The organism is Staphylococcus sp. FSL H8-0121 (assembly GCF_038008425.1).
Taxonomy (GTDB): Bacteria; Bacillota; Bacilli; order Staphylococcales; family Staphylococcaceae; genus Staphylococcus; species Staphylococcus pasteuri.
The window spans coordinates 796,197-808,904 of the sequence record NZ_JBBOZB010000001.1 but is presented as its reverse complement, the minus strand read 5'-3'; the positions used below and the strand labels follow the sequence as shown (position 1 = coordinate 808,904).

Annotated in this window: 9 protein-coding genes; 2 read left to right on the top strand and 7 right to left on the bottom strand. The window is 29.4% G+C overall.

Going from position 1 to position 12,708, the window contains the following annotated elements; all coding sequences use genetic code 11:
• Positions 1–23: 23 nt before the first annotated feature.
• Both LFT63_RS03875 and LFT63_RS03870 read right to left on the bottom strand, forming a co-directional pair.
• Positions 24–1,205 carry an aminotransferase class I/II-fold pyridoxal phosphate-dependent enzyme gene (locus LFT63_RS03875; RefSeq protein ID WP_017638076.1) on the bottom strand — a complete coding sequence of 394 codons (1,182 nt, stop codon included), beginning with the start codon at positions 1,203–1,205 and terminating at the stop codon, positions 24–26.
• Between the two features lie 138 nt (positions 1,206–1,343).
• Positions 1,344–2,351, bottom strand: a complete 1,008-nt coding sequence (locus tag LFT63_RS03870) for an acyltransferase family protein (protein ID WP_017638077.1) — start codon at positions 2,349–2,351, stop codon at positions 1,344–1,346.
• A gap of 153 nt (positions 2,352–2,504) precedes the next feature.
• Between LFT63_RS03870 and LFT63_RS03865 the strand changes: the two genes are divergently transcribed.
• Entirely contained in the window at positions 2,505–2,924 is a 420-nt protein-coding gene (locus LFT63_RS03865; RefSeq protein ID WP_029055549.1) for a MarR family transcriptional regulator, read from the top strand.
• A gap of 225 nt (positions 2,925–3,149) precedes the next feature.
• On the opposite strand, the gene LFT63_RS03860 is transcribed toward LFT63_RS03865, so the two are convergent.
• The 4 genes from LFT63_RS03860 to LFT63_RS03845 all read right to left on the bottom strand — a co-directional run bounded on the left by LFT63_RS03860 (position 3,150) and on the right by LFT63_RS03845 (position 9,751).
• The gene (locus LFT63_RS03860) at positions 3,150–7,253 is read right to left on the bottom strand and encodes a glucosaminidase domain-containing protein (RefSeq protein WP_340768008.1); all 4,104 of its coding nucleotides are present in this window, start codon (positions 7,251–7,253) and stop codon (positions 3,150–3,152) included.
• Between the two features lie 236 nt (positions 7,254–7,489).
• On the bottom strand, positions 7,490–7,915 hold the full coding sequence (locus LFT63_RS03855) for a GNAT family N-acetyltransferase (RefSeq protein ID WP_017638080.1): 426 nt from the start codon (positions 7,913–7,915) through the stop codon (positions 7,490–7,492).
• Between the two features lie 76 nt (positions 7,916–7,991).
• Positions 7,992–8,462: a DUF2538 family protein gene (locus tag LFT63_RS03850; RefSeq protein ID WP_017638081.1), complete on the bottom strand. Its 471-nt coding sequence runs from the start codon at positions 8,460–8,462 to the stop codon at positions 7,992–7,994.
• A 35-nt stretch (positions 8,463–8,497) separates the two neighbouring features.
• Entirely contained in the window at positions 8,498–9,751 is a 1,254-nt protein-coding gene (locus LFT63_RS03845) for an LCP family protein (protein WP_340768006.1), read from the bottom strand.
• Positions 9,752–10,533: 782 nt separating this feature from the next.
• Between LFT63_RS03845 and LFT63_RS03840 the strand changes: the two genes are divergently transcribed.
• The gene (locus LFT63_RS03840) at positions 10,534–11,730 is read left to right on the top strand and encodes a serine hydrolase domain-containing protein (protein ID WP_117239346.1); all 1,197 of its coding nucleotides are present in this window, start codon (positions 10,534–10,536) and stop codon (positions 11,728–11,730) included.
• Positions 11,731–11,796: 66 nt separating this feature from the next.
• On the opposite strand, the gene rihC is transcribed toward LFT63_RS03840, so the two are convergent.
• The gene (gene rihC, locus LFT63_RS03835; protein WP_029055546.1) at positions 11,797–12,705 is read right to left on the bottom strand and encodes a ribonucleoside hydrolase RihC; all 909 of its coding nucleotides are present in this window, start codon (positions 12,703–12,705) and stop codon (positions 11,797–11,799) included.
• Positions 12,706–12,708 lie beyond the last annotated feature (3 nt).

The following is a 12,708-nucleotide window of genomic DNA, read 5'->3' as shown; positions in this document are numbered from 1 at the left end:
GGGTTTTTTACTGTGTTTATGATTTATTTATTAGTTGGAAATTGTTCCGGATATTGCTCTTTTAAATAATCTTCTAAACGTGACATACCTTCTTTGAGTAATGACATATCATAAGCATAAGAAATTCTTACATGGCCTTTCCCAATATCTGTAAAGGACGAACCAGGTACCATAGCAACGTGAGCTTTTTCTAACACATCAACACAAAAATTAAAATCATCATCTGTATAATTTTTTATACTTGGGAAAATGTAAAATGCGCCTTCAGGTACAGCATTTAATTCGAAACCAAGGTCTTGAAGTTTTTCGATTAAATAGTCACGACGCTCAATATAAGCTTTATTCATATATTTTGGCGCTTCTAAACCTTCATTTAATGCAGCGATACATGCATGTTGAGCTGGAACATTTGTACAAATGCAATTATATGCATGCATGAAAGTTAATTTTTCAATTAAATATTCTGGTCCAATTAAAAATCCAACACGGATACCAGTTGCTGAATGTGATTTACTTAAACCACTGATGAGTATTAATTGATCTCTAATCTCATCGAATTCAGCGAAAGAAGTATGAACACCATTAAACGTGTTTTCTGCATAGATTTCATCACTAATGATAAATACATTATATTTAGACAATGTATTTACAATATCGCTGACTTCTTCACGATTTAATGTCACGCCTGTAGGATTTGTAGGATAATTAAGTAAAACAGCTTTTGTATTTTCATTGATATATTGATTCAACAATTCTGGTGTGATTTTGAAAGATGTTTCGGTAGTATCAATAAATTTTGGCACAGCACCTAAAGTTTGAATTAAAGGGATATAGCCCGCATATGTAGGACTTGGAATGATAATTTCATCTCCTGGATTGATAATACTACGCAATGTAGTATCTAAAGCTTCACTAGCACCATTAGTCATAATTATTTCATCAACACTATATTCGAAACCATATTTATTTTGATAATAATTACTTATAGCCTGTCTAGCTTCTATGATCCCTTTATTGTGAGAATAACTTGTTTGGTCATTTTTAATGGCTTTGATGTAAGCGTCTTTTACCACTTCTGGCATATGAAAATCAGGCTGCCCAATTGTTAAATTGATACAATCATCAATATCTTTCATACGGTTTGAAAATTGTCGAATACTAGGTGCTTTTAAAAATTTTGACTGCTCATTTAATTGTAATTTCATAAATCATTACTCCTCTAAAAAATACCAAAATATAGTACTTTTAATGTTTGAAATGTCGTATAATTCTTTCAAATTATTACAATCATAACATATTTTAAGCACTACATTTTGGTATACGAATTAATTTTATAATAAACATTACCCTTTGAATTTAGAAGGGGATTTTAAGTTTATGATTGGATTTGTCCATTTACATATCCACCGGTTCGATAAGATATAAACTATAATGCCAGATGTAATAAATAAAAATAGATAAGTAAATACAGAAATTGGCGATTTAAATGGATAGAGTTCAAATCCACGAATAATACCAATAATTAAACCATGTAATAAATAGACATACATTGTCCTACTACCAATATAGGTATAAAAACGTAATTTTTGAGATGTTAAATTTAAGAATGCAAACATCGAAACTAATATAACTACATACAATAGTAAACGTTTCAGTGGACTATATACGTCTTCGGCATTTTGTTCTAATGAAGTGTAAGGTGTGCTACCCAATAACCAATCAGAATTAATTGGATGTAAATAATAACCTACAAAGTAAAGGATAAATACAAGAATGGAGATAGGCACCCATTTTTTACTTCTTAACACCATACTTTGGTTTTTAGTAAATAAATGACCTAAATAGAAAATTGGGAAGAATACAATGGTACGAGAAATACTCATGTATTCATCAATGTTAGCCGAATAACCGGCAAATACTGAAAAAACAATGGAAATAGTAAGAACAATCCATGGATTATATCTTCTTACAATAACTAAAACGACATGGAAGAAGAATAACGTTAATAAAAACCATAATGCAAATACAGGGTTGAATGGATCTAATTGTAAACTATCGCTTTTTCCAGTTAAAAAATAATACACCGAGTAAAATGCGAAAAATATGAAATACGGTAATAATAATTTTTTAGCAATATTTTCTAAATAATAAGGTTTGTCTAAATTTTTAGCAAAGTAACCTGATATAAATAAAAATGTTGGCATGTGGAAACTATAAATAACTAGATATAGTGCTGATAAATTTTTATCTTCTGAAGTATACGGCTGTAATAGATGTCCAAACACTACTAAAAATATAAGTATCGCTCGGGCATTATCAAAAAAATAATCCCTGTCCTTAATGGAAGGCATAAATATGTCTCCTTTTTATTGTTTAACTGTACTTAATTTATTATATTTTATGGCGATAATGCAACGATTTTGACTACAATATAAAATTCTATTGTATATCTTATAAAAAAAGCATATAATATTATCAACTAAATAAAGTGGAGTAGAAACAGCATGTATAAACAACTTGAAAAACTTATTACACTTACTAACAACGATTTGAATATAGTTAACCGACGCTTTGGACAAAGAACAGACATTACATCAGAACAATTAGAGTTATTACGAATACTGTATAATTACGACCGTTTATCACAATATGATTTAACAATGAAGATTAGTCGAGAACAATCGATTGTGTCACGATGGATTAAAAAACTTGTATTGAAAGGATATATTACAAGTCAGCAGTCACATGAAGATTTAAGATGTAAGGAATTAATTCTTACAGAGGAAGCACGAGCATTAATTAAGCAGATAAATACTGCTCGATGTGAATTAATAGAGGCTAGATGTCAATGCTTATCAGAAAACGAAATCGAAAGTTTAAATCAATTATTAAACAAGTTAAATAGTCGCCATAGTTTTCATTAATGGATGATAAAGATATTAAAAATGTCGTGAGTCAATGATTTATAGATTTAATAAATATAAAGAAAGCAATTTCTATTGAAATAAGATAGAAATTGCTTTCTTTATTTATATCGGAATAATATTAACAAGAAAATTTCCTTTTAAAGGTTATAGGATCATAGAAAAGAGAAGGGGGACGTAATAAAAATCGACTAACAAGAATTATCTTGTTAGTCGAAATAAGAATTATTTAAATGTAGGAATATCAAAGAATTTACCAACTTCTCCGATTTGATCATATAATCCTTTTAATACTTGTGCATTTGAATCTGCCCAATTAATATCTGTTGCATATTGATGTGTACCTGGGTGTGCAGGATTCCAACGCATTTTGTATAACGTGTTTTGTCCAGCTTTCACATATGAATTACCTATGAATTTAGCTCCACCGATAATCGCTTTTGAAACTGAATTCCAACCAGACGCTTTAGCAAAGTTTAATCCTTCGCCTAGAGCATTATAGTCATAAGCACCAATACCAAATACATTATGATATTTAGTTGCAGAACGAGTATTTACTACACCGTTTGTAATGTTAGCACCTTTAGCTAATTGAGATTGTCCATTTCCAGTTTCTAATAAAGCATGTGAAATTAAGTAAATTTCATTTAAGCCATATTTTTTAGCCGCTTGACTAAATGCTGCACCTTGGTTTTCAAGTACGCCTTTACCTTTAAGTAATTTATTTAAAGTAGCTTCAGATAAATACTGTGGTTGATCTAAACGTAAAAATTGATATTTAGATACAGGATTTTTAGCTAATTTATTAGAATCCATAGCATTTTTTGTTTCATAGTAAGTTGCATTTGACCATACGCCAGGAGTTCTTTGAACTTGTGGGCCATAGCTTAAATTACTTTGAATAGAAGCCATTTGGTTTAATGTACGTCCTGTATTTGAATACTTAACCAATTCTTTTGTTAAATCGTTTGCTTTAACCCAAGCATATTTACCATTAGTTAATTTACCGTAATACCAAGTAACACCATTTTGTTGTTTTTGTTTAATGACTACAAATGGTTTTTCATAATAAGTTTTTAATGAATAACCGTTCTTTGCAGCAGGATCATCATAATAATAACCATTATTATTTTTGATAACGAAAGTATAATTATATGGCGTTGCAGGATTATTAGTATTAGATTGTTCTAAGTCTTTTGCTGCAATCCAACCAGTGCGATTGTTAACTGTACCATATAAATATTTTTCGTTACCTACATATATAGCTTTTGAAGCGTTAAAAGTTTGATTTACTAATTGACTTGTAGGTAATAATTGTTGGTTTTTAGTTCCCCATGCAATTGAATAAAGCCCATTATTATTGCTATTCACTTTATATTTACCTGTTTCTTTAGCTTCATTTCCTAGGTTTTGAACATTAATATCATTAATGTTAACCCAGCCTAATGGTGTGTTTGATACTGTGTTTTGTAATAACACATAAGTTTGATTACCTTCAGTTCTTTGTTTAGAAATTGTGAAAGTACGATTTGCGTATTTAGCACCATTTTTAGCTGTTTTTTCATATACAGAACTACGAATACCAGAGTTGTTAAGTTTTACTTGACCAATTTTTTTAGTAGTTTGAGTAATGTTAGTTTTAGCCGTAGTTTGAGTTTTAGGTGTTTCTTCGTTTGTTACAGCATATGATTTAAAAGCCATTTTAGGTTTAGCAACAGTTGATCTAGTTGAAGTTGGTTCAGATAAATAATACTTACTAATCCAACCAGTGATACCATTTACAGTTCCATATAGATAAGTAGCTTTATCAATTTGTTGCTGTTTAGTAGCTTTAAATGTTTGGTTACCGTTACCTGAAACTGTTCCTGCTTCTTGTTTATAAGTACCCCAAGGAACTGTATAAGCTTTTGTACCAGGTTTAACGCTATATGAATGATTTACAGAAGTAGGTGATTTAGCCGTATTATAGACTACATCTCCTTGTTTAACCCAACCATAAGTTTTGCCAGTATTATAATCTTGAACTAAGTAAAATTTATCATTACCTAATGTAGCTGTTTTAGAAACTGCTAATGTTTTTTGTACTTCTTTTGTTGTTTTACCAGATTTATCGTAAACAGTTGTATATAAACCACTATTTTTAGAATTGATTTGAGCTACGCCATTATTTGCTGCAACTGTTAATTTATTATTAGTAGTTGTAGGCTTAGTTGTTGGTTTTGTAGCTGGTTTAGTAGTGTTAGTAGGTGTAGTTAAATAAGCTTTACTAATCCATCCAGTTAAACCGTTAACTGTACCATATAAATATGTTGATTTATCAATTTGTTGTTGTTTAGTAGCTTTAAAAGTTTGATTTCCTTTTCCTGAAACTGTACCAGCTACTTGTTTACTAGTACCCCAAGGTACTGTATAAGCTTTAGTACCAGATTTAACATTATAAGATTGATTAACTTTTACTGGTGATTTAGCTGTATTATAAATTACTTCATTTTGTTTAACCCAACCAAATTTTTCCCCAGTATTATAATCCTGTACAAGGTAAAATTTATCATTACCTAATGTTGCAGTTTTAGTTACTGATAATGCTTTTTGTACTTCTTTAGTAGAGTGACCTTTTTTGTCATAAACAGTTGTGTATAGTCCACTATTTTTTGTGTTAATTTGAGCCATACCACTATTTGCAGCAACTGTTAATTTACTATTACTAGTTGAAGGTTTAGTAGTAGGTTTAGTTGTTGTACTTCCACTAGAAGGTTTAGTTGTACTTGTTGAAGTAGTACCCCAAGGTGCAACTTGTCCCATTTTAATTTGATATTTTTCATTGATTAAATCGTATAATTCATTATAACTATAATTATGTTGTTTAAAGTAACCATGTGGGTCAGCATGGTCTGTACCACCTAACCATCTACTAATTGCTGAATGTGTCCAAACAGTACCGCTACCATCGTTTTCAGCGCTATTAGGTTTTAAACCATAATATTGTAATTGTGTTGCAGCGTAATCAGCATAGTTGTTCATTGAACGTGCAAATGAATCATAGTCATGTGTATGAACAATTTCAACGTTTATATAACGTTCATTACCGTATGGACCAGCTCCCCATGATAAGTAATCAGTAGGGGCAGTTTCGATGATTCTGTTGCCGTCTACAAACGCATGTACGAAAGCTGAGTTGTAATTGTTCTTCATGTAATTGATTTCGCCCGTAATTGTTGAATTTTCATTAGCTGTATCATGGACAACAATTCCTTCAGGTTTACCTACACCATTTCTGTATCCATATTTAGGGAAGTAAGATGAATAATCTTCTTCAATCTGAGGTGCTTTAAAATTCTTTTTACGAATATAGTCATTTATTGAAGATTTCACTGCTGGTTTGTATTTTGGTAAAGAAGATGTTGCTTTTTTAGCAGTTGCATACATCATTCTTGGTTTAGCTACGGATCTAAAAGTAGACACTTGATTATTTGATGAATCGTTCACTTGTGCTGATTCAACTTTAGCTGATTCCTTAGTATCATTTTTAGTGTTTGTTGTATTAGTATTAGTGTTTGTTGATTTTGTAGTTTGATTAGAGATAGCTGATTTATCTGTTTTATTACTTTCAGATTGTGCAGTTGTTACTGTTTGTTTAGTAGTGTCATTTGAATTGTTATCTGACACATTTTCACTCTCAACATCATCTTCATCATCAATTAAACTATAACCACCATTATTTTTAACTGTTTGCTTAGTTGATTGGTTAGTAGATTCAGTGTTTTCATTTTGACTAGTTTCTTGGCTAGTTTTATTTTTTACATTATTATCTGTATTTTGAGTTTGCTGTTGAGCTTGAGCATTAGTGTTATTGTCAGTTTGTTCTTTAACAGCTTCATTATTCTCGTTAGTTGATTTATCAGAGTCAACGTTAGTTGTTGATTGATTATCAGTAGCATCAGTACTCACATCTTTTTGATTGTCAGTATCATTTTGTTTAGATTCTTTATCAGAATTTGTACTATCACTTGTTGTATTAGTAATATTTGTTACATCTGCAGTATCATTTTGTTTAGATGTATCATTATCTTCTGTAGAAGTAGTCTGTACAGGTTTTACTTTAGTTGGATCTTGATAAGTTTGAGTACCAGAAATATTTTGTGTTGGGTTACTCACTTCTTTTTTAGCATTGTTAGCTTGTTTTAAGGTTGTTTGGTCATCCAGTACATTCTTGTTTTTAGTTTGGTCTTGAGTAGCTTCTGCTGCATCTGCATGGTGAGCCGTAAATGCTGTTCCAAATAAAGTTAGTGCAACCATTGACGGTAATTTGTAATTGAATTTTTTCGCCATTATTATAATTACTCCTTGTATGTTATGAATTTGTATTAATTATAATATGCGAAAATAAAAGTGTATTGTTTTTAACAGATTTGTAATAGAACTTTAACCTATAATTTTTTAAATTTATTACGATGTAAGGGGTTTAAACATTGATAGTACGCAAGTAATTTCATATAAAAAATTAATTTGTGGTTAATGAAATATTACAAAGTATGACAAAGAAAATAATTTGAGAATACTATATGTTACAAATGTTTTTCCATAACGATATGCTTAATATTTTCTTCATCAAATGGTTCGCCTACAACGTTGTAACCTAATTTTTCATAAAAGGAGATTGCGTAGTGTTGAGCATTCATTGTTAAAAATGTTAATTGATTTTCATTAGCTGTTTGTTCAACAAAATTCAATAATTTTAATCCTAAGCCTCGACCTCTATAATCTTTTAAAATTGCTACGCGTTCGACTTTTCCGGTAGTTTCATTCAATAAGCGTATTCGTGCTGTTGCAATAGGGTGGTTATCATTGTCATAGCCAATGACATGAATTGCATTCTCATCATATTCATCAATTTCATGATCTTCTGGCACATTTTGCTCTTTAACAAACACTTCTTTTCTAATTTCAAAACACGCTTCTAACATTTCTTTATTCGTAACTTTATAGAACATATATAGTCTCCTTTATTATAAAAAAGGAAGAAGCCCGGTTATTTGATGACTTCTTCCTTAAGTGATATTTAATATTTTATAATGCTTCTTTTCTTATAATTGCAGTGTATTGCCAAAAAATTCTCATTTGAGCGATATTCCAATTATTCATTCCCATTGTATAACCAGATGGTTTAAATAGATTTACATCAGTTACTTCAAGTGCAGCAGCAATTAAATATTGTAACGGTACGCTAATACTTTTCATTTCTTCAGTAATACCATTTTCATCATATACCCAAGTAAATGGTAAATCAGATTCGAAAATATCTACTTTATTAAATATTTCTGGTAGGGCTACAATATAACACGCTCCATCTACAACAGGATTATTTGCACTTTCTTTATAATAAATGAGTAAAGCCTCGTAGTTTTCTCTATGTTCATGGTTTACATAAAAGAATTCATTTCTAAATAAAGCCATGTCTTTACTATGAATAATTTGTTGTTCTAAAACGTTAAACATACCATTTATATTAGCAATTTTTTCATACGTTTTTCGTGACATTTAAGCAGCTCCTCTCATTAAATAATATATTAAAATTAATAAGCAGTAGTATCTTGTTGTTGTTGGTAATTTTGATTATTAACGGTATTATCTTGTTGCGTGTTCATACCGTTGTTTTGATTATCCATTTGTTGATTGTTTTGAGTTTGATCGTTAGTTCCACTGTTTTGTTGATCATCATTATTACTGTCATTACTGCTATCATTATTATCTTTATCTTTTTTGTCATCAGTTGTATCATTTTGACCTTTTCTTAAAAGAGAATCATCTAGTTCAGTTAATGGTACTAGAGAGCCATAATGATCAATAACTCTTTGATTTAAGAAATCATCTTTATCAGTAATTTTAGATAATCCTAAATCAGTACGCAAGATGTTTGAATATTTCTGGATACTACTAATGCTAGGATTGTAATAATAAACGCCATCTAACATATCATCATCACCTTCTAGTTGTGATTTTTTCATTTTAACACCGTCAGATAGGTACATTCTAGATAATGATTTAATCTCAGATTTAGTTAAATTATGCTTAGCATTTTTACCTACAATATTAATAACTTCATCTAATTTATCAAATGAATCAAGTGTTTGTGCTTTTTTGAATAATATTTTAATTAAGTCCATTTGACGTTGTCCACGTTTTAAGTCTGAGTCATGGTGGCGCGTTCTAGCAACTGCTAATGCTTCATCACCATTTAATTTTTGATAGCCTTTTTTAATTTTAATTCTACCTGTATCATCACTATTTGGTTCGTTTAAATTATATGGAACATCATAGTAAATGCCACCAAGTTCATCGACAGCTTCAACGAATGCTTTCATATTAACACGTGCATAGTAATCAACTGGCACATTCATTGTTGCTTCAACGGAATCCATTGCAGCAATTGGGCCACCGTATGCATGGGCATGAGTGATTTTGTCATAATAACCTACTTTAGGAATGTAACTTATCGTATCACGGGGGATACTCAACATTCTAATTTGATGTTTTTTTTGATTAAAAGTAGATAAAATCATCGCGTCAGATCTTGAATGTTCCAAGCTTTGTCCGTTTTTTTCTCGTCCTTCATTATCATCAATTCCTAAAAATAATATAGAAATTGGATCTTTTTCAGGGTTGACCTTTGAACTTCTTAGATTTGATTGACGATCTGCGTTACTTTTATCTTGAGAAGATTCAAACGCTTTTTCTGAAGATTTGAATAGGTTACTAGCAAAAACAACAGGAATAGCAATAAGAGCGAAAGTCAGTAGAATTAAAAAGTATTTAAAGAATTTATTCATATTTGTTGCTCCTAAACATTATTAACTTATTTTTAAATATATGATTAAAATTTATGTAGTTTCTTCGTATTGTTGTCTATAATTTTTCACACTATAGCCCTAAATTGTATTACTTTATAGTAAAAATTACAACTCATATATCAATAAATAGTATTGAATTCTAAAATTTTATTTATATCTTATAGTATAAATGATTGATGGTAAGAAATGTGAGTATTTGATTACATTTATTGTGACACTTTAATAACCAATATAACAATTCAAATTCAACAATTATTATTATGCATATTTATACTTATGCTAATTTATGTTGAAACTATTTGCTATTATGATCTTATCTAAACAATTCATTTCCATTTTTATTAAATTGACTGGCGTTAAAATACTGTGTTGTCAGTTTCATAAAATTTTTTAAGATATTATTATTTATGGTACTAAAGTACTATGTAATCTTTCTGTTAAAGGTGTACTATATAATTAAAGTGATTTTATGCATAAAATGATTTATAATTATGCATATCATATTTATTGTGTAACATCGTAGTAATCACAATAGCTTTATAATTTTTTAAGATCTTTATAGAGGTAATTAATAAAAAAAGGGAGGATTAAATTTAAAGTAAGATAATAGAAATTAAATTGATAGATACGTTCAAGACAAAATAAAAGACAAATAGATATATTTTTCAGCGAGTATTATGGATATAAAAGTAAGACCTTGATATCTAATGTTTATATTTCTAAGAAAAATATTGATATTATTATGTGAGGCAAATTTCGAAATGAAACTAAACAAGATTAAGATTGTGTTTTTCATCATTGTGTTAATTATACTAATCATATTAATGGTAATTTTTGGAAAAAAATGGAACGAATATCTGCACATGGATAGTCGGTACTTCCAAAAAAATGATAATGCTACATATATTATTAAAAAAGATAAACATGAGAAAGCACCTAAAAAGCTAAAAACCGTTGTTAATAAGAAAAAACCTATATATAAAGAAATTGATAACTATTTAAAAGATACAAATTTTAATGGTACTGCTGCTATATTTGAAAATGGTAAGATTAAGTTGAATAAAGGTTATGGCTTTCAAAACTTTGAATCTGGTAAAAAGAATACAGCTAATACAATGTATCTTATCGGTTCATCACAAAAATTCACTACTGGATTAATGTTAAAACAACTTGAATTAGAAAATAAAGTGAATATCAATGATCCAGTAACCAAATATTTACCTTGGTTTAAAACAAGTAAAGAAATCACATTAAAAGATTTGATGTTACATCGAAGTGGGTTATACAAATATAAAGCATCAACAAATATTAAAAATTTAGATCAAGCAGTCAAAACAATTCAACAAAGAGGTATAGATGAAAATTATTACCATAAAGATCATTACAATGATGGGAATTATTTAGTGCTTGCGAAAGTTATCGAGCAGGTTACAAATAAGCCTTATGTTGCCAATTATTACAATAGATTAGGTAATCCATATCAATTACAACATACAGCTTTCTTTGATGAAAAATTATATCGTAAAAATATGGCAAATGGATACAAATTGACTCATAATAAATTTTCTTTGATGCATCCTAAAATATTAAACCAATATTATGGCGCTGGTAATTTATATATGGCTCCATATGATATGGGCAAATTAGTCAATGCACTGCAACAGTATAAGATATTTAATGCAGATACAGCTAATCCATTTTTACATGAATTTGGTACTAAAGAATATCCAATTGAATATAGATATGGTTTCTACGTTACTCCTACAATGAATAGGATTAATGGCGTGTTCTTCGGACAAATATTTACTGTTTACTATAATGATAAATATACTGTTGTTTTAGCAAGTAATTTAATTACAGAAAATGAAAAAGCGAATGAAAACAAAATGAAACATATTTTCTATAATATGCTTCATCAAAAAAAGGAATATAACGTTCCTGGTGTTAAAGTAAAATAATAATAAATTAAACAAATGAACGCACATATATTGTCTGTTGAGATACTAAATATGTGCGTTCTATTTTTATTTACAATATGAAAGGGCGTTTAAAAATAAATCTTGATAGTGTGTTGAAATAGGGGAATGTACTACCTTACAATTTGGTTCTAGCGACTCAAAATCAACAACAGTGGCACCCTTAGTTAATAAACCATGAAGCTCAATCTGTACATTGGCATCATAAACGTTGAATATATCTGGATTAATTAAATATAAAATTGTAAATACATCATATAACTTTATACCTTCGTGAACATTTTCAGTTCTGTAATGTTGTAATAAATGATATAACATATTTCCTGTTTGATTAACTTGTTTAATTTCTTTTATAAAATCATGTGAGAACATAGCTTTTCTTGCTAAATCTAATCCAATCATCACAACTGGTATTTGTGCATTAAAAACAATGTTTGCTGCTTCTGGATCACAATATATATTAAATTCTGCTAAAGGTGTGACATTGCCTCTACCGCTACTACCACCCATAATAACAATTTGTTTGATATTCGATTTTACTTCAGGATAAGTAGCTAAAAGTAATGCAATATTTGTTAATGGTCCAATAGCAACAATAGTTATTGGATAAGAACTCTTCATAATTTCATCTTTGATTGCTTCTATTGAATTTGTTTGTGGAATATAATGATTTTCAAATGATTCAAAATCATAGCCGTCCATTCCTGACTCGCCATGTACTTCGGCTGCATCAACAGGATCGGAAATTAAAGGACGAGCTGCACCTTTATAAACTGGGACTTTACTATCGAAAAAATGAACTAATTTAAGTGCATTGTTCGTTGTTTTATCAACATTCACATTTCCATTAACAGTAGAAATCATTTTAACTTCTATATTAGGATGACTCAATGCCAAGCTGATGGCAGCTGCATCATCAATACCTGGATCAGTATCTATAATAATAGGTATGACCACTGA

Bases quoted from the DNA above. Each gene is read 5' to 3' on its own strand.
- LFT63_RS03870 (WP_017638077.1), bottom strand. From the start codon at position 2,351: ATGCCTTCCATTAAGGACAGGGATTATTTTTTTGATAATGCCCGAGCG.
- LFT63_RS03845 (WP_340768006.1), bottom strand. From the start codon at position 9,751: ATGAATAAATTCTTTAAATACTTTTTAATTCTACTGACTTTCGCTCTT.
- LFT63_RS03875 (WP_017638076.1), bottom strand. From the start codon at position 1,205: ATGAAATTACAATTAAATGAGCAGTCAAAATTTTTAAAAGCACCTAGT.
- LFT63_RS03855 (WP_017638080.1), bottom strand. From the start codon at position 7,915: ATGTTCTATAAAGTTACGAATAAAGAAATGTTAGAAGCGTGTTTTGAA.
- LFT63_RS03850 (WP_017638081.1), bottom strand. From the start codon at position 8,462: ATGTCACGAAAAACGTATGAAAAAATTGCTAATATAAATGGTATGTTT.
- LFT63_RS03840 (WP_117239346.1), top strand. From the start codon at position 10,534: ATGAAACTAAACAAGATTAAGATTGTGTTTTTCATCATTGTGTTAATT.
- LFT63_RS03860 (WP_340768008.1), bottom strand. From the start codon at position 7,253: ATGGCGAAAAAATTCAATTACAAATTACCGTCAATGGTTGCACTAACT.
- LFT63_RS03865 (WP_029055549.1), top strand. From the start codon at position 2,505: ATGTATAAACAACTTGAAAAACTTATTACACTTACTAACAACGATTTG.